Origin of the sequence: Mycobacterium sp. SVM_VP21 (assembly GCA_024758765.1) — a bacterium.
GTDB classification, from domain to species: domain Bacteria; phylum Actinomycetota; class Actinomycetes; order Mycobacteriales; family Mycobacteriaceae; genus Mycobacterium; species Mycobacterium heraklionense_C.
The window spans coordinates 2,031,022-2,047,446 of sequence record CP101406.1 but is presented as its reverse complement, the minus strand read 5'-3'; the positions used below and the strand labels follow the sequence as shown (position 1 = coordinate 2,047,446).

The 16,425-nt window shown below is 65.3% G+C and carries 18 protein-coding genes and 1 pseudogene; 10 read left to right on the top strand and 9 right to left on the bottom strand.

Annotated features, from left to right (window positions below):
* The first annotated feature begins 43 nt into the window (after positions 1-43).
* Together NM962_09395 and NM962_09390 are read left to right on the top strand one after the other, a co-directional pair.
* Positions 44-709 (top strand): TetR/AcrR family transcriptional regulator, encoded by a 666-nt coding sequence (locus tag NM962_09395; GenBank protein ID UVO14189.1) that lies wholly within the window; start codon positions 44-46, stop codon positions 707-709.
* A gap of 277 nt (positions 710-986) precedes the next feature.
* Positions 987-1,232, top strand: coding sequence for a hypothetical protein (locus NM962_09390; GenBank protein ID UVO14188.1), 246 nt, complete (start codon positions 987-989; stop codon positions 1,230-1,232).
* A gap of 15 nt (positions 1,233-1,247) precedes the next feature.
* Here the strand turns inward: NM962_09390 and NM962_09385 are convergent, their stop codons facing one another.
* Together NM962_09385 and NM962_09380 are read right to left on the bottom strand one after the other, a co-directional pair.
* Positions 1,248-1,424: a hypothetical protein gene (locus tag NM962_09385; GenBank protein UVO14187.1), complete on the bottom strand. Its 177-nt coding sequence runs from the start codon at positions 1,422-1,424 to the stop codon at positions 1,248-1,250.
* Between the two features lie 20 nt (positions 1,425-1,444).
* Positions 1,445-2,902 carry an NAD(P)/FAD-dependent oxidoreductase gene (locus NM962_09380; protein ID UVO14186.1) on the bottom strand — a complete coding sequence of 486 codons (1,458 nt, stop codon included), beginning with the start codon at positions 2,900-2,902 and terminating at the stop codon, positions 1,445-1,447.
* A gap of 423 nt (positions 2,903-3,325) precedes the next feature.
* Here NM962_09380 and NM962_09375 point away from each other — a divergent pair.
* The 6 genes and pseudogenes from NM962_09375 to NM962_09350 all read left to right on the top strand — a co-directional run bounded on the left by NM962_09375 (position 3,326) and on the right by NM962_09350 (position 8,204).
* Positions 3,326-3,427, top strand: a pseudogene (locus tag NM962_09375) (hypothetical protein).
* A 130-nt stretch (positions 3,428-3,557) separates the two neighbouring features.
* Complete coding sequence (locus NM962_09370) at positions 3,558-3,806, top strand: hypothetical protein (protein UVO14944.1); 249 nt, start codon at positions 3,558-3,560, stop codon at positions 3,804-3,806.
* A 171-nt stretch (positions 3,807-3,977) separates the two neighbouring features.
* Positions 3,978-4,409: an MmpS family protein gene (locus NM962_09365; protein UVO14185.1), complete on the top strand. Its 432-nt coding sequence runs from the start codon at positions 3,978-3,980 to the stop codon at positions 4,407-4,409.
* Positions 4,406-7,279 (top strand): MMPL family transporter, encoded by a 2,874-nt coding sequence (locus NM962_09360; protein UVO14184.1) that lies wholly within the window; start codon positions 4,406-4,408, stop codon positions 7,277-7,279. The genes NM962_09365 and NM962_09360 overlap by 4 nt, the downstream gene beginning before the upstream one ends.
* 46 nt (positions 7,280-7,325) lie before the next feature.
* Positions 7,326-7,850 carry a DUF5078 domain-containing protein gene (locus tag NM962_09355; protein ID UVO14183.1) on the top strand — a complete coding sequence of 175 codons (525 nt, stop codon included), beginning with the start codon at positions 7,326-7,328 and terminating at the stop codon, positions 7,848-7,850.
* Positions 7,851-7,859: 9 nt separating this feature from the next.
* A complete protein-coding gene (locus tag NM962_09350) occupies positions 7,860-8,204 on the top strand; it encodes a DUF732 domain-containing protein (GenBank protein ID UVO14182.1) in 345 nt (114 codons plus the stop codon).
* On the opposite strand, the gene cydC is transcribed toward NM962_09350, so the two are convergent.
* The 7 genes from cydC to NM962_09315 form a co-directional block, all read right to left on the bottom strand.
* On the bottom strand, positions 8,158-9,861 hold the full coding sequence (cydC, locus tag NM962_09345) for a thiol reductant ABC exporter subunit CydC (protein UVO14181.1): 1,704 nt from the start codon (positions 9,859-9,861) through the stop codon (positions 8,158-8,160). The two genes, NM962_09350 and cydC, sit on opposite strands and share 47 nt — an antisense overlap.
* On the bottom strand, positions 9,830-11,434 hold the full coding sequence (cydD, locus tag NM962_09340) for a thiol reductant ABC exporter subunit CydD (protein ID UVO14639.1): 1,605 nt from the start codon (positions 11,432-11,434) through the stop codon (positions 9,830-9,832). Before cydD ends, cydC begins: the two co-directional genes overlap by 32 nt.
* 62 nt (positions 11,435-11,496) lie before the next feature.
* Positions 11,497-12,537 (bottom strand): cytochrome d ubiquinol oxidase subunit II, encoded by a 1,041-nt coding sequence (gene cydB / locus NM962_09335; GenBank protein ID UVO14180.1) that lies wholly within the window; start codon positions 12,535-12,537, stop codon positions 11,497-11,499.
* A 31-nt stretch (positions 12,538-12,568) separates the two neighbouring features.
* Complete coding sequence (locus NM962_09330) at positions 12,569-14,056, bottom strand: cytochrome ubiquinol oxidase subunit I (protein ID UVO14179.1); 1,488 nt, start codon at positions 14,054-14,056, stop codon at positions 12,569-12,571.
* A 32-nt stretch (positions 14,057-14,088) separates the two neighbouring features.
* Positions 14,089-14,370: a DUF2892 domain-containing protein gene (locus NM962_09325; GenBank protein ID UVO14178.1), complete on the bottom strand. Its 282-nt coding sequence runs from the start codon at positions 14,368-14,370 to the stop codon at positions 14,089-14,091.
* A gap of 189 nt (positions 14,371-14,559) precedes the next feature.
* Positions 14,560-14,958, bottom strand: a complete 399-nt coding sequence (locus NM962_09320; protein UVO14177.1) for a DUF302 domain-containing protein — start codon at positions 14,956-14,958, stop codon at positions 14,560-14,562.
* A 61-nt stretch (positions 14,959-15,019) separates the two neighbouring features.
* On the bottom strand, positions 15,020-15,289 hold the full coding sequence (locus tag NM962_09315; GenBank protein ID UVO14176.1) for a metal-sensitive transcriptional regulator: 270 nt from the start codon (positions 15,287-15,289) through the stop codon (positions 15,020-15,022).
* Positions 15,290-15,420: 131 nt separating this feature from the next.
* Between NM962_09315 and NM962_09310 the strand changes: the two genes are divergently transcribed.
* Complete coding sequence (locus NM962_09310) at positions 15,421-15,798, top strand: carboxymuconolactone decarboxylase family protein (protein UVO14175.1); 378 nt, start codon at positions 15,421-15,423, stop codon at positions 15,796-15,798.
* A 407-nt stretch (positions 15,799-16,205) separates the two neighbouring features.
* Positions 16,206-16,418, top strand: coding sequence for a hypothetical protein (locus NM962_09305; GenBank protein UVO14174.1), 213 nt, complete (start codon positions 16,206-16,208; stop codon positions 16,416-16,418).
* Positions 16,419-16,425: the final 7 nt, after the last annotated feature.

Here is a 16,425-nt window from a genome sequence, read left to right as displayed (position 1 = left end):
TGAGGACGCCTGCAACGCACGCTGTGTGCGTTATCCTCGCGCTGTGCGCCAGGCGACCTTCCAACGCGCCCGCAGCGACGAGAAGAAACGTCAGCGGGCCGAAGCACTGATGGAGGCGGCGCGTTCGGTGGCGTTGGAGACCGGTGTCGCCTCGGTGACCCTGACGGCGGTCGCAAGCCGCGCCGGAGTGCACTACTCCGCGGTGCGGCGCTACTTCAGCTCGCACAAAGAGGTGCTGCTGCGCCTGGCCGCGGAAAGCTGGGAACGCTGGTCTGCCACCGTCTGCGCGGCGCTGAGCGAGCCCGGGCCGATGTCTCCGGCGCGGGTCGCGACGATCCTGACCAGCGGATTGGTCGCGGACCCCCTGTTCTGCGACATGCTGGCGAATCTGCACCTGCATCTGGAGCACGAGGTCGACGTCGACCGGGTGATCGAGGTTCGCCGCAGGAGCTCCACAGCGGGCTTGGCCATGGCCGATGCCATCGAGCGGGCTCTGCCCGGCCTCGGCAAGGAACGCGCGCTGGACCTGCTGCTGGCCTCGTACTCACTGGCGGCGCCGTTGTGGCAGATCGCCCATCCGCCGGCCGACCTTGCCGACGCCTACTCCGCGGAGTCCCAGGTTCCGCCTGATTGGAATCTGGACTTCAGCACTGCGCTGACCCGGCTGCTCACCGCCACCTGCATCGGCCTGTTGGAGCCGTCAGTCTGATTTCTCCCGGCTGGGCTGCACCCGCTTGGGCTCGCCCGGCATCTTCGGGTAATTCGGTTCTCAGGGCATTTCAACCCTGTGCGGTTTTAGGTTCGCCCCCCACCAGATCGGACCGTCCTCCCAGGGATCGGCGAGCAGTCAGCATGTTTGCCTCGGAAGCCTGGTTCCGACATCAGGTGGCACGTCCTCACTGAACATGAGGTGCCTCGCGGTAGTGATCGAGGACCCGTGACCAGGCACCTCGGTACTTCAGTGCGTGGTATCGAGCCGGATCTCGTTGGGTAGTACACCGCTGACCCAATTGGCGGGGGTGCTTCTCGGCCGCGTGCCCCGCGGCATGACTGGTGGCCTGGAGAGCCATCTCGACGTTTGCGACGTCGACGTCGATGGCGTGGACATGCGGATCGGCGGACAAGAAACCCGCAGACTCGCCGTCGGAGACCGAGTCCGCATCGACGCAATCATGAAGATCGAACCCACCTACACTGCGCAAGCTGTCCACTACCTCGACGAGCAATCCTGAATTTCCCGGTCGGGGTCAGCCGTGCCCGCGGAAGATTATCCGCATCATCTTGAGGGTGAAGCGGGTGAACCGCCAGGACTGGATGAGTAGGTTCTGACGCGCTCGCAGTTTGCTGCGGGTGGGCAACGGGGCAGCGGCGATGCCTTCGGCAGTCCGGTCGTTGCCCGTTGGGTGGAGGCTGTCGTCGTCCACGGGAGCACCTTCCATACGGGTCATTCGGGGATCAGCCACCAGAACGGCCTGGCTTTGGCCTTGTAGATGAACAGGTAGTGCAGCAGCAGTTTCATCCAGTGCCCGGCCAGGCCGATCTCTCCGGACGTGCCGGCGAGATCGCGGCCGGTCTGCGGATACGTCTTCCAATCCGGGACGACCGGGTACATCGTCATCGCGGCGGCCGATCCTTGCCGGAAGCCGGTGCCGGCCGAGGCGACGCACGCGGCACCCACGGCCGCCATCGAGGCCGCGTGCGCAGGAACTTGGGTGGACTTGGTGATCCGGTCGCGGATGGTCTCGGCGACCGCTTTGGCCATCATGCCCGACGGCATGCCGGTGCGCGGCGGGGCTGGGGTGATGACCGTTCCCCTGACACTCTTGCGCGGCTTCGAGATCGGATGTGGAGGCGCGAACGCGATGCCGGGCGCGAAGATGTTCGGGTAGGCCGGCGACTCGTAGGTGCGCGGCCAGTCCTCGGCAGACCATTCTTCGTAGGGCTTGCCCGAGTAGTCGGCGTCGACCTTCAAAAATCCCGATGGCGCGAACATGGCGGACGTGATATCCGCGCCGTCCCTGTCGTAGGCGGCGAGGGTCACGCCCTTGAACGGTGGCAGGAGCATGGCGAAGTCGAAGTCCAGGTCGTGCTCGTTGCCGTCGAGTTGCTCGTAACGCAGCTTGCCTTCCATCACCTTGCTGACATGAGCCTGGGTGATGGCTTTGACGCCGCGCTCACGGAATAGGGACTCGGTCCACATCCGGCTGGACTGCACGAAGCCCTTCTCGACGAACTGCATGCCGTCGACGCCGAAGTCGCCCAATTCGTATTCATTGGTGAGGTAGTAGATCTCGGCGAGGTCGCGCACCCCGGCGTTGCGCAGCGTGCGCTCGACGTTGAAGGTGTACTCGAACGCCGCGCCCTCGCAGGTGCAGTTGCCGTGGCCGACGCCGACGACCAGGCGCTGCTTCTCGCCGGCCTTCAGCTTGGCGACGACTTGTTCAAATGCCTGGGCCGTTGCTGCGGCGTGGGCAGCGGTGCACACCGACCAGGAGTGCCCATCGGGTCCGAGGCCGGGAGTGGCGGCGAAGTTCAGCTGCGGTCCGGTGGCGTTGATGAGGTAGTCATAGGTGAGATTTCCGGTCTCACCACGGTGTTCCTCGTCGGTGTAGGTGAAGTCCACCGACGGCGACGACTGCTCGCCCGTACCCTCGGGACGGATCGCGGTGGCAAGACCCTGATGGAAGACGATGCCCTTTCGGCTGTAGACGGGCTTGAGCGGAATCAGCACCTGATCGACGTCCATCCGGCCGACACCGACCCAGATGTTCGACGGTATCCAGTTCCAGTCGGGCTCCGGTGAGATCACGACGACCTCATGTGCGCGGGAAAGCATTCGGCGCAGGTGCAGCGCGGCGGTATGCCCGGCGATACCCGCGCCGAGGATTACGGTTCGTGCCATTGGTGCTCCTCGGTCGACAGTACGATCCGACCCCCATGGTATACCGCATGGGGTATACGCGCCAATTGCCGCGCGGCCCCTTAACGCCCTTGACCTCGATCCATGTGTGCCACGAACGTCGAGTATGCGTCCGCCACCTTGACGACCAGGCCCCCAGATCGGGCCGGCGCTAACATGATTCGCCACTATGCCTTGGCCTGCGCCACGGCCACCGCGCGCAACTGCGCAATTTGCAGATTCATACCCCCAGGGGCGCCGCCGGTCTTTACGATTTCTGAGCTGGTGCCCTCAGCTCGGTCGGGGCGTCCGGCAGTTGTCGCCGCCGTGGGAGCTGCGGGACACCTTCACCATCTTGATTGAGCTGGAAGCCGCGGTGGTGTTCATCGGCGAGGGGTGGAGGAGATTGCCGGATCGCGGTCAGGGATGCCATCGGACCCTGTGCACGGCGTCACCAACGAGTTGCCAAAGCTGATACCCATGTTTCGGCAGGCCGACGATCGGCTGCTGATCTGTGCCACGAACTCGGTGCGGGCGCTGGATCCGGCATTCCTGCAACGAGGACGATTCGACTGCATCATTCCGATTGGCCCGCCGTATGCGACGGCCCGCATTGCGATGTGGGAGCGATTTCTCGGTTCGGCCGCAGACACCGTCGATGTTGACGCGCTGGTCGCCGAGACCGCGATGTTCACCCCCGGCAGATATCGAGTTTGCTGCGCGCAAGGGTGCGCAGTTCGGATTCGAACGCGAAATCGAGTTCCGCCGCGACGAAGCGGCGCAGACGTCGGACTACCTGCGGGCGATCAGCGAAACCTGCCCGTCGTTGACGCAGGCTGAGCTCACCGAGTTCGGTGAGGATACCGAGTTGTACACCCGCGGCTGTGATCCCCGCGGCGTGGCCTGAATCCGTTTTGCGTCGTGCAAGTTGGACGGGACCAGCGGGTGCAGCCGCCGAGGTGCTTCACTGGCATATACCCCCTCGGGTAAGATATATCTCTGTAGCCGATCCACTTGGGACGGGTGCACGGCGGCCGGGAGGCTGTAGTGGGAGGCGGCCACGGATGGAGAGGCTTGAATGTTGACCCTTCTCAAGCGGGTTTGGGTGCCGCTGGTCGTCGCGCTGGTGGCGGTCGCCGGGACCCTGGCGGTAGTCAACCTTCGCGGCGTTTTCGGTTCCGGCGAGATCTTCCGCTGGGATGGCAGCGGCTCGTCGGTGATCGAGTCGATCAATGAAAAGCGGGTCGTGTATGAGGTTTTCGGGCCTGGTGACGCGAGCGGGGGAATCAGCTACCTGAATGAGGGGACGCAGCCGGTGCAGACATCGTTCACAACCCTGCCGTGGAGCTACACGATGACCACGACGAGTCCGGCGGTGATCGGCAATCTGGTGGCCCAGGGGGACGGCGATGAGATCGGTTGCCGCATCACGGTTAACGGCGACGTCAAAGATGAACACTTCGCCACCGGTCACCACGCCCAGGTCTTCTGTCTGGTGAAAGCCGCATGAGCAGCCACGAGAACCTCCGTCCGGGGTACATGCGTCTGGTTCGCCGCCTCGCCTGGCCGCTGATCATCGGCTGGCTGCTGCTGACCGTCGGCCTCAATGTGCTGGTGCCGCCGATCGAATCGGTGGCGCGGGACCACGCGGTGACGATGTCCCCGCAGGATGCGCCCGCAATGATCGCGGCAAAGCGCACCGGTGCGAAGTTCGAGGAGTTCGACTCCGATTCCATGGTCATGCTGGTGCTCGAAGGTGAGCGTGAACTCGGCCCGGATGCCCACCGCTACTACGACACGCTCATCGCGAAACTGGCCGCCGATCACGAACACATCCAGCACATCGCGAACCTGTGGGGTGACCCGATCACCGCCGCCGGCGTGCAGAGCAGCGACGGCAAAGCCGCCTACGCGCAGATCAACACCGCCGGTGATCAGGGCAGCACTCTGGGCAACGAGTCGGTCGATGCGGTGCGCAAGATCGTCGCCTCGGTGCCGGCACCGGATGGGGTGCGCGCGTACGTCACCGGGCAGGCGGCGCTCACCACCGACATGACCGAGGCCGCCGACCACAGCATGCTCAAGATGATGGGCGTGACCGGCCTGGTCATCATCATCATGCTGGCGATCGTCTACCGGTCGGCCAGCACCGTGGCGCTGGCGTTGGTGATGGTCGGTTTCGAGATGGGTACCGCCCGCGGCCTGGTCGCGTTGCTGGGAGACCTGGGCCTGCTGGGGTTCTCGACGTTCGTGGTGGCGATGCTGTCGTCGCTGGCGATCGCGGCCGGCACCGACTATGCGATCTTTTTGATCGGGCGCTACCACGAGGCCCGCAATGCTGGCGAGGACCGCGAAACCGCCTGGTATTCGATGTTCCGCGGTACCTGGCATGTCATTTTGGGTTCGGGGTTGACGATCGCGGGGGCCTCGCTGTGCCTGCACTTCGCCCGGCTGTCGTATTTCAAAGCGCTGGGCATCCCGTCGGCCCTGGGTCTGGTGGTGGTGGTCGCCGGTGCGCTGACCGTCGCCCCGGCTGTCGTCGCGGTCGCCAGCCGGTTCGGGCTGCTGGATCCCAAGCGGGTGGAGGGTCGCGGCTGGCGGCGCATCGGCACCGCCAACGTCCGCTGGCCGGGGCCGGTGTTCGTGGCCGCGCTGCTGGTCACCCTGGCCGGCATGCTCGCAGTGCCGGGCATGAAGATCAGCTTCAACGACCGTTACTACATTCCGGCCGATCTGCCGGCGAACGTCGGCTACGACGCCGCCGAACGCCATTTCAGCGCGGCACGGATGAATCCCGATGTGCTGATGGTCGAAGCCGATCACGACCTGCGCAATCCGGCCGACATGATCATCTTGGATCGGATCGCCAAAAACATGTTCCGCACCCGCGGTGTGGAGCGGGTGCAGAGCATCACCCGGCCGCTGGGCAGCCCCATCGAGCACACCTCGATCCCGTTCCAGATCAGCATGGGTGCCGTCCCGATTCAGGAGAATCTGCAGTTCATGACCGACCGACTCGCCGACATGGTCACGATGAGCGATGACCTGGGCGCCACCATCGATTCGATGGTGCGACTGCGGGATCTTGTTGGGCAAATGAACACCACCACCGCGCACATGACCGACCACATGGCGGCGATAGACGAGACCGTCAACGAGATCCGCGACCACATCGCCGATTTCGACGACGTCGCGCGCCCGGTCCGCAACTACTTCTACTGGGAGCAGCACTGCTTCAACATCCCGGTCTGTCATGCGGTCCGGTCGGTGTTCGACGCCTACGACGGGATGGACAAGTTCAGCGAGAACATGGAGCCGTTGCTCGCCGACATCGCCGACATGAACACGGTGATGCCGCAGATCGTCGGGCAGTTCGACCCGATGATCGCGGTCGCAAAATCCATGCAGGCCAATCTGCTCTCGATGCACTCGAGCTTCGCCGGACTGGTGACCCAGATGGCGCGGATGACCGACACCGCCAGCGAGATGGGCCGGGCCTTCGACGCATCCAAAGCCGACGACTACTTCTACCTGCCACCGGAGGCCTTCGACAACCCGGACTTCCAGAAGGGCTTAGCACTCTTCTTGTCCCCGGACGGCACGGCAGCACGGTTCATCGTCACCTACGACGCGGACCCGGCCACGCCCAAAGGTATTTCGTTCGTCGAGCCGATGCTCGCCTCAGCGCACGACGCGGTCAAGGGCACCCCGCTGACCACTGCCAAGTTCTATCTCACCGGAACCGCGGCGGTGTACAACGACATCCAGTCCGGTTCCACCTACGACATCCTGATCGTCGGAGCAGCGGCGGTGACCCTGATCTTCATCGTGATGCTGCTGATCACCCGGGCGTTGGTGGCCTCGGCGGTGATCGTCGGAACGGTGCTGCTGTCACTGAGTGCGGCGTTCGGGCTGACCGTGCTGGTCTGGCAGCACTTGTTCGGCCTGGAGTTGAACTGGATCGCACCGGTGTTCGGCGTCATCATCCTGCTTGCGGTGGGCTCGGACTATAACCTGCTGTTGGTCTCACGCTTCCAAGAGGAAATCGGTGCCGGGATCAAGACCGGGATCATCCGCTCGATCGGCGGTACCGGATCGGTGGTCACCGCGGCCGGACTGGTTTTCGCGTTCACGATGATGTCCATGGTCGCCAGTGACCTCTACTCGATCGGCCAGGCCGGCAGCACGATCGGGCTCGGACTGCTGTTCGACACCCTGATCGTGCGGTCATTCCTGACGCCGTCTTCCGCGGCGCTGCTCGGACCCTGGTTCTGGTGGCCGCAGAAGGTGCGCCAACGCCCGGCCAGTTATATGTCTCGGGCTCCTCGGAGCCCGTCGGCTGGCTCGGAAGCTCCTACCGAGGAGATTCCGACGAAATAAGCCGAGTTTCAACCGTTATCCCTGCCGACATATAAGGAGTGCACCCATGATGTGCGGGAACAATGTGCGCGGGTTCGGTTACTCGGCGTGGCGCGCCAAAAGTGGCATCGGCGGCTACTGGCGCCGACAGCGCCGGGTGTTGAGCGCGGCCACTATCCTGTTGGCCAGCACCATCGCCGCGACGGTGTTGCCCGGTGTCGCGGCGGCTGATTCCACGCAGGACTACCCGATACCACGCAGGATCATTCAGACAACGTGCACCGCAGAGCAACTCTTGGGCGCCGCGCGCGACCGATCTCCCGTATATTACGACCGGTATATGACCGACTTTCGTAATCACCCGTTAGAAGTTCAGCGGGCGACGAAGGAGGAAATACATTGGTTTCTTTCGCTGAGCCCCGACGGCCGCAGAGCCCAATCCGAGGAATGGGCCACTCATTTCGCTGACCCCCTGACCGCGGCGTGGCCGAACTGGGGGAAGATCTTCTTCAACAACAAGGGAATCGTCGCAAAGACCACTGGCGCGTGCTCCCAATATCCTCCCGACGATGACTCCCTATGGGACTGGTGAGACGCCGTGATGAGACAGACAGGACTCGCGGCGATTGTCGCTACCGCGATCACCTTGGCGGCGCCTGCGCATGCCGACATCGACACCGAGTTTGCTGATCAACTCCACAGCCACGGCATCTACGGCAGTCGCGACCACAACGCGTGGCTGGCCAAGATCACCTGCGAACGACTGCGCCGCGGCGTGGACGCCACCACCGCCGACTCAACCCGTTTCCTATCCACCAACCTTGCCCGGAATACCAGCCAGGCGCAGGCGTGGGCGTTTCTGGCCACCGCGCTCACGTTCTACTGCCCGGACCGTGCACTCATGTTGGACCCGCCGACACAGCGTGGTGAGGTAGAGCAGGGTTGATACCGAGTACTGGACAGCGGATGTCGTTGGGTAGGTGGTGGCTGGCTATCACCACCGTCCGTTCTGCTTCGATCAGCCCGCCTTCGGGCTCAAGCAGCCGGCGCAGCAGCAGATCGGCGTCGCCGGCGTCGAGGTGCTCGGTGGGTTCGTCGAGCAAAACGATGCGCGCTGGTGAGAGCACGGACCGGGCCAGCAGCAGCCGCCTGCGTTGACCCGCGGACACCGCGTGCGCGCCACCGGATAACACCGTGGCCAAGCCGTCGGGCAGGCCCGCCAGCCACCCACCGAGCCCGACCCAGTGGATGACCGCCATCAGCTCGTCGTCTCGACAGTCGCGGCGGGCCACCAGCAGGTTGTCGCGGACGGTGGTGGCAAAAATGTGTGCGTCTTCGGCGAAAAAGGTGATGGCATTGCGCAATTGGTCTTCGTCGAAATCACTGAGCGCCCTCCCGTCCAACTCGGCCTGGCCGTGTAGTGGCGGCAACAGGCCGGCCAGCGTCATCAGCAGCGTCGTTTTGCCGGAGCCGCTGGGGCCGGTGACCGCGAGCCGGGCACCGGGTTGCAAGTCCACCGTCACCAGGGTCGAGCGCTCGGCACCGTGACCGACGCGGATATCGGCGGCGCACAGCCGGTGGGTCACCGGTGGATGCGACTGCGCCGGCGGGCGAGCCGGGTCGGTGCCCGGCTGATCTGCGGGGGTCAGGTCGAGCAGCCGCCGTGCCGCGATCCGCGACCGGGTCAACTGGATCGCCGCGCCCGGCAACGACGCGGTCGTCTCGAATGCCGACAGCGGCAACAGCATCAGGATCGCCAGGGTGGTGGGCGCGACGGTGGACGCAATCGAGATGCCGGCTATCACCGCGCCGAGCACGCTGACCCCGACCGCGGCGGTGGGCATGGCGGCGGCCACCGCGGCCGGTGTTGCCGCGGCGTCGACCGCGTCGGCCCAGGCGCGTTGCCGACGCTGCGATTCGGCGATGATAGCGGGCAGTCTGCCGCTGACGCGCAGCTCCGCGGCGTGCTCCAGCGCGAGCATCGCCGCCACGTCACGCTCGGCCAGGTGTTGGCGGGCAACGGCTTCCTGCGCCGCCGCCGCCCGCGCCGACAACCACGGTGCGATCACTCCGGCAGCAAGCAAGCAAACCGCCAGCACCGCGGCGGCCGCCGGCGAAATCACCGTAATCACCACCACAGCGGCCAGGCTCAGGACCGCCGCGACACCGATCGGCAGCAGGGCGCGCACCAGCACGTCGGACAGCACGTCGACATCGGCGCCGACCCGCGCCACCAGCTCACCGCTGTGCAGCCGGGTCGCGACGTCTGCGGGTCCGTGGGCCAGCCGGCGATAGATTGCGCCGCGGCCGGTGCCGGCCGCGCGCAGTGCGGTGTCATGGGTGGCCAGCCGCTCGCAGTAGTGCAGCACGCCTCGGGAAATCGCGAGCGAACGCACCGCGACGACGGCGATCGACAGGTCCAGTACCGGCGGCATCTGCCAGGCACGGGTAATCAGCCAGGCCGACACCCCGGCCAGCCCCAGCGCGCTGGCCTGCGACAACACCCCCAGCGTGATTGCCAGCGCCAGCCGGGGCAGTCGCGGGCGCAGCAGGGTTGACGCGCTCAGCAGATCAGGCCGGCGCATGACGACTCGCTTCCACATCGATCACTCGATCGCCGATCGCCAGCACCGGGTCACGGTGGCCGACGACGATCACCGTTACGCCGGCCTGCGCCCGCTCGACGAGGGCCCGCAACACCGCGTCTTCGGTCTCGGCGTCCAGGTGGGCGGTCGGCTCGTCGAACAGCAGCACCGGTGCGGTGGATCCGAGCGCGCGGGCCAGGCCGAGCCGCTGTCGCTGCCCCAGCGACAGCCCGACGCCGCCGCCCCCTATCTGGGTGTGCACGCCGCTGGGCAGCTCCGCCAATACCAGGTCGAAACCCGATGTCGCACAGGACGTTTCTGCGTCATCAAGTTCGCCGAACAGGGCTAGGTTCTCAGCGATACTGCCCGGGATCAGCATCGGGCGCTGCGGCAGCCAGGACAGCTGACGCCACCACCGGGCCGGGTCCAGATCGGCGACGTCGATCCCGGACACGGTGATCCGCCCCGACGTCGGCACAGTGAGCCCGGCGACGCACTCCAGCATGGTGCTCTTGCCGACGCCGTTGGCGCCGGTCAGCACCGTCACCTGGCCGGGCTCGATCACCGCGGTGAGATCGCGCGGCGCAAAGCCGTCCCGGCCGGCGACGCTAAGACGTTCGGTGCCGATCACCGCACCGCGCGCGGACACGCTCCGGTGTCCCGTGGTAGGGCCGGGCGAGTCGTCGATGAGCGCGAAAGCTTTGTCGGCGGCGGCGCGGCCGTCCTGGGCCGCGTGAAATTCCACCCCGATTCGGCGCAGCGGCCAGTACACGTCCGGCACCAGCAGCAGCACTGTGAGCCCAGCGGTCAGGCTCATCTGCCCGAACACTAAGCGTAGCCCGATGCTGACCGCGACCACGGCAACGCCGAGCATGCCCAGCAGCTCCAGCACCAGTGCCGACAAGAAGGCGATCCGCAGTGTGGCCATCGCCGAACGGCGGTGCGCGGCCGACAATTCAGCGATGCGATTCTCGGGCCCGGCAGCCCGACCCAGCGCGCGCAGCGTGGGAATGCCGGCGATCAGATCCAGTAGCCGGGCCTGCAAGCTCGTCATGGCCGCCAGCGCCGCCGCCGACCGGTCGGCGGTGGCCAGGCCGATCAGCACCATGAAGATCGGGATCAGCGGCAACGTGAACGCCACGATCACCGTCGACTTCAGGTCGTAGAGCGCAATCACCGCCACGGTTGCCGGGGTCAAGATCGCGGCCAGCACCAATGCGGGTAGGTAGGCGGTGAAGTAGGGGCGCAACCCGTCCAGGCCGCGGGTCACCACCGTCGCGGCGGCGTCGCGCCGGGCGGCTAGTTCACGGGGGGCTCGCGCGGTCACGGCGGTCAGCACCTGACCGGCCAGATCGGCGATCACCGCGCTGGCGCCCCGCTGGCCCAGCCGCGCCTGCAGCCAGTGGGCCGCTGTGCGAATTGCCCATAGTGCCGCCAGGATTGAGATCAGCGGCATCCAACGCTCGACGCTGCGGGTGGACGGGTCGGTGATAACCTGGGAGGCGATCTGTGCCAACACCATCGCCGAGGCGACCGCGCAGCCGGAGATCACCACACCGTAGGCCACCGTGGCGGCCAGGAACCGGCGCATCGCCGTCGATGCCCGCCACAAGCGTGGGTCCAGCGGTGGATGGCCTGACGAGTCGCGTCCGCTCAAGAAGGGGTCCTCGAAAGGCCGATCGACGGAGGTATCCGCTCGGCCGAGATCCGCTGCCGGAACACCCAATACGTCCAACCTTGGTAGGTGATCGCCAACGGGGCGAAGATCAGCGCTGCCCATGTCATGATCTTCAGCGTGTAGGGGGTCGACGACGCGTTATAGATCGTCAGGCTCCACTGTGGGTCCAGCGCTGACGGCAGCAGGTTCGGATACAGAACACCGAACAACAGGATCACCACCGCGGCCACCACCACCGCGGTCGAGAAGAAAGCCCAGCCGTCAGAGCCGCGGCGCCACACCAACCCCACCGCCGCCAACTGGGCGACGACCGCGACGACCAGCACCAGCCAGGTCCAGCTCTTGCCGTAGGCCAGCTGGGTCCACAACCCAAAACCGGCCACCAGCGCGGCCACCGGCAGCGACAACCACGTCGCAAATCGCAACGCGTCATCGCGGATCGCACCGGCGGTTTTCAACGCCACGAACACCGCGCCGTACAACAAGAACAACCCGCCGGTGGCCAGCCCGCCCACCAGCGTGTAGGGGTTGAGCACATCGGTGACCGACAGGTGAACTTGGTGGTCGGCGCCTACCGGCAGCCCGCGGACCAGCACCGCGAACGCCACCCCCCACAGCACCGCGGGCAGCCAGGACCCAGCCGCGATACCGAAGTCAGCCCAGGCTCGCCACTTCGGATCGTCGATCTTACCGCGCCATTCGATCGCGACCGCCCGCACGATCATGCCGAACAGGATCACCAGCAGCGGCAGATACAACGCGGAGAACACGGTGGCATACCAGCCCGGAAACGCGGCGAACATTGCGCCACCGGCAGTGATCAGCCAGACCTCGTTGCCGTCCCAGACCGGGCCGATGGTGTTCAGCGCCGCCCGGCGATGTTGCTCGGCGTCGCCGCTGCCGATCCGGCCGAACGGCTCCATCAGCATGCCCACGCCGAAGTCGAAGCCCTCCAAGATGAAAAACCCCAAGAACAGCACCGCAACCAGACCGAACCACAGCTCGTGCAGGCCCATCTCGATCGTCTCCTTCCCAAATTCGCTGCTCTTAGTAGGCGAATGACAGCGGAGCCACCTCGTCGCTACCGGGCGGAGCCGGCGGTGCGAGTTCGGCGTCGTGCTCCTGCGGCCCTTCGACGACGTAGCGCTGCAGCAGCCGGAACCAGATGACCGCGAGCACCCCATAGACCAGGGTGAACATCACCAGCGACGTGACCACCATCCCGGGTGAGTGACTCGACACACCGTCGGCGACGGTAAGACGGACCAGCTGGTCACCAGTCGGGTTGGGGGCGACGATCCACGGCTGGCGCCCCATCTCGGTGAAGACCCAGCCCGCGCTGTTCGCCAAAAACGGCGTGGGAATGGTCAGCAGCGCAAACCAGGAAAGCCACCGCCGATTCGGGACCTGGCCGTCGCGGGTCAGCCACAGCGCGGCCAGCGCGAACAGCACCGGCACCGCCAGCAGCCCGATCATCGCCCGAAACGACCAGTAAGTGACGAACATGTTGGGCCGGTAGTCGTTCGGCCCGAACCGCTGCTCGGAGTCCTGCTGGATGTCGCGCACACCCCGCAGCTGCACGTCGCTGAACCGCCCTTTAGCCAAAAATGGCAGCACATAAGGAACCTCGATCACCCGGGTGAGGTGGTCGCAGTCGTTCTGCCGGCCGATCGTCAGGATCGAGAAATGCGGGTCGGTCTGGGTGTCGCACAACGTTTCCGCGGATGCCATCTTCATCGGCTGCTGGGCAAACATCAGCTTGCCCTGGATGTCACCGGTGAACAACAACCCCACCGCGGCGATCAGCGTCACCCAGCAGCCCAGGATGGTCGCCGGGCGATACATGCTGCCGGCGTCGGATTGGGCTGTCGTGGTGTCGGTGCCCGCGCCGGCGGCACGCCCGTTTCGGGAGCGGACCAGCCACCAGGCGCACACCGCGGCGACGAACGCCCCCGCGGTGAGGAATGCCCCGCCTATAGCGTGTGAAACCGCTGCTTGCGCAGTGTTATTGGTGAATATCGCCATGATGCTGTCCAACTCGGCGCGGTGTGTTTCCGGGTTGTAGTGCGCGCCGACCGGGTGCTGCATGAACGAGTTGGCCGCGATGATGAAAAACGCCGACACATTGGTCGCGGCCGCCACGATCCAGATGCAGGCCAGATGCACCCACCGGGGCAATCGGCCCCACCCGAAGATCCACAACCCGATGAAGGTCGACTCGAAGAAAAAAGCCGCCAGACCCTCCATGGCCAGCGGGGCGCCGAACACGTCGCCGACGAACCGGGAGTACTCACCCCAGTTCATGCCGAACTGGAACTCCTGCACGATGCCGGTGGCCACACCCAGCGCGAAGTTGATCAAGAACAGCTTGCCGAAGAACTTGGTGAGCCGATACCACGCCCGGTTGTCGGTGATCGTCCACACCGTCTGCATCAGCGCCACCAGCGGCGCCAGACCGATGGTCAGCGGCACGAAGATGTAGTGGTAGACGGTGGTGATGCCGAACTGCCACCGGGAAACATCAAGGGTATTCATCGGTCACCTCCCCAGCCGCCGCGAACTTATTACTACGTAGTGTAGTAGTTTCGGCGCTCGCGTTCGGCGGCCGTTACGAACCCCAGCCGATGCAACAGCACACTCATCGGACACCAGCCCAGCGCCCCATTGAGCACCAAGTTCGCCCCGACCCACCCCGCGAGCACCCGCAGGCGACTCACATGCCCAGACTGCGCGACCTGAGTTACCAGCACCACAGTGCCGGCCATGAGGCTCACGATCCGCTCGATCGTCCATCCCTGCGGATTGGGCATACCGAACATGCCGCGCTCCGTTAACATCTGGTCCTGCATCGCAGCCCTCCTCGTCGTTTCGGCTACCGGCTCATTTTGTTCTTTATCGGTCAAGTCGTCAGGTCAGGTAGCTGCGTCGGCTGGTAGCGCGGCGCGACGTAGCCGAGAAGTCTCAGCGGAATGATGGCGGTGATCAACCCTTTCCCGGTGGGGGCTGACGGGGTGGAGGTCGCCACAGATCAGCTCAGATCAGAGCGCGCTGATCGCGGCGCGCAGTTTAGCGGCGGCTTGGTCGGCTATATCTTGCAGGCTCGGCTGGCCGGTGACCTGCACCATGAGTTGCGGGTCCATCGCCTCGACGATGACCGTGCCGCCTTGGTTATTGGCTGAATCGGCCCGCACAACAACGTTGCACGGCAGCAACTGGCCGATCTGGCGATCCACATCCAAAGCGCCGTGCGCCAGCTCCGGGTTACAGGCCCCCAGGATGAGATAGTCCTCCATGTCCTGGCCGAGCTTTTGTTTCAGCGTGGACTGAACGTCGATCGTGGTCAGCACACCGAAGCCCTGATCGGCCAGCGCCTGAGTCGTCCGCTCCACGGCATCGGCGAACGAGGTGTGCAACGTGGTGCTCAACCCCAAGGTCATTTCGTCCTCCTCTATGTCGTCTGTGTCACGGTGTCGGTTGGTGATCGCGCACGGGTGAAATTTAGGCCAGGGCCAAGAAAAGCTTCTCCAGTTCGGCTTCGGTCAGACGTGGCCCGCCGCCCGAGCTGGTATCGCTGATGCAGTCCCGAAGCCCGCAGGCGACGATCTTGAAGCCGGCCCGGTCAAGGGCGCGTGACACCGCTGCCAGCTGGGTCACCACGTCTTTGCAACCGCGGCCCTGCTCGATCATGGCGATCACCCCGGCCAGCTGCCCCTGGGCACGCCGCAACCTGTTGAGAACCGCGGTGATGCTGTCCTCGTCACCAATCATCGTTTCCTCCACATCCGGTTGATAGCTGTAAGCGTACCCCCTGGGGTATAAGCGCGCCAAACGTCCACGCCGCTGAGTCGATCAAGCTACCGCACTAGCATACTGATACGGGTATAGGTATTATGGCCGTCATGGACGAACACGACCACTACCACGACGTACTCGATGACCTCAATCCGCAACACCGCGCGTTGCGGCAGATGATCCCCGGGGTCTACCGCGGATTCGCTGAGATGAGCAGCGCCGCGCTGACCTCGGGCGCATTGGACAAAAAAGTCAAAGAACTCATCGCGGTGGCCATCGGGGTCGTAGCAGGCTGCGACGGCTGCATCGCCTCGCACGCCCAAGCCGCCGCTCGTGCCGGCGCCACCAAAGAAGAAGCCGCCGAAGCCATCGGTGTCAGCATCTTCATGCACGGTGGGCCGGCCACCATTTACGGTGCCCGGGCCTACACCGCCTTCTGCGAATTCGCCGATGCCGCCGGTGCTTCGGCGGGATCGCCCCAATGAGCACCGCGTGGCGCACAGACTCGCAACGCGTCGGTGCTTCGGGTTGGGGACTCGCCCCAACAATCGCTGCAGGGTCAGGGGCCAGTCATCGCCACCTCCAAGGCCGAAAGGGGGCGCCATGGCCGGCTCCAGCCTGAGCCTGGCATCGTGCACGCCAGCGGTCGATATCGAGGCTGAGCGGGATCTGGCGGCTATGGCGCGGACCCGCTCGGCTCCCCACCATCACGGCGTTTCGCGCCGGCATCCTTCTTGTCGACAGTCAGCCCGAAGCGATGCCATCAGCGGGCGAAAGCCCTCATCGACATCAAGGTCCTCGGTATGGCCGCGGCACGCACCAAGATCGTCGACCGCGAAACCGCCGCCAACACATAGCCGCCCAACAACTCTCACATAATTCCGGAGGCACCATGTGTTATCCCGTCCGCTGCCCAGACTGTGGTAAAACGACCTGGGCGGGCTGTGGCCGCCATGCCGACAATGTCATGAACCCCCTGCCGCCTAGCCAGCGATGCACCTGCCGTACGGACCCCGCAAGGCAACACCTAACCCCCGTAGAGGCACCTCGGGCGACTCCCAGAGCTAACGGTTACACGCGTTTGAGCCCGCCCGTCGTCGGGTAGGTCTGGA

Coding starts and splice junctions, on each gene's coding strand:
- NM962_09305 (UVO14174.1), top strand. CDS start 16,206: ATGTGTTATCCCGTCCGCTGCCCAGACTGTGGTAAAACGACCTGGGCG.
- cydB (UVO14180.1), bottom strand. CDS start 12,537: ATGGGCCTGCACGAGCTGTGGTTCGGTCTGGTTGCGGTGCTGTTCTTG.
- NM962_09365 (UVO14185.1), top strand. CDS start 3,978: ATGTTGACCCTTCTCAAGCGGGTTTGGGTGCCGCTGGTCGTCGCGCTG.
- NM962_09350 (UVO14182.1), top strand. CDS start 7,860: ATGAGACAGACAGGACTCGCGGCGATTGTCGCTACCGCGATCACCTTG.
- cydC (UVO14181.1), bottom strand. CDS start 9,861: ATGTGGAAGCGAGTCGTCATGCGCCGGCCTGATCTGCTGAGCGCGTCA.
- cydD (UVO14639.1), bottom strand. CDS start 11,434: ATGCGCCGGTTCCTGGCCGCCACGGTGGCCTACGGTGTGGTGATCTCC.
- NM962_09330 (UVO14179.1), bottom strand. CDS start 14,056: ATGAATACCCTTGATGTTTCCCGGTGGCAGTTCGGCATCACCACCGTC.
- NM962_09355 (UVO14183.1), top strand. CDS start 7,326: ATGATGTGCGGGAACAATGTGCGCGGGTTCGGTTACTCGGCGTGGCGC.
- NM962_09315 (UVO14176.1), bottom strand. CDS start 15,289: ATGATTGGTGACGAGGACAGCATCACCGCGGTTCTCAACAGGTTGCGG.
- NM962_09380 (UVO14186.1), bottom strand. CDS start 2,902: ATGGCACGAACCGTAATCCTCGGCGCGGGTATCGCCGGGCATACCGCC.
- NM962_09320 (UVO14177.1), bottom strand. CDS start 14,958: ATGACCTTGGGGTTGAGCACCACGTTGCACACCTCGTTCGCCGATGCC.
- NM962_09360 (UVO14184.1), top strand. CDS start 4,406: ATGAGCAGCCACGAGAACCTCCGTCCGGGGTACATGCGTCTGGTTCGC.
- NM962_09325 (UVO14178.1), bottom strand. CDS start 14,370: ATGCAGGACCAGATGTTAACGGAGCGCGGCATGTTCGGTATGCCCAAT.
- NM962_09310 (UVO14175.1), top strand. CDS start 15,421: ATGGACGAACACGACCACTACCACGACGTACTCGATGACCTCAATCCG.
- NM962_09370 (UVO14944.1), top strand. CDS start 3,558: ATGTTGACGCGCTGGTCGCCGAGACCGCGATGTTCACCCCCGGCAGAT.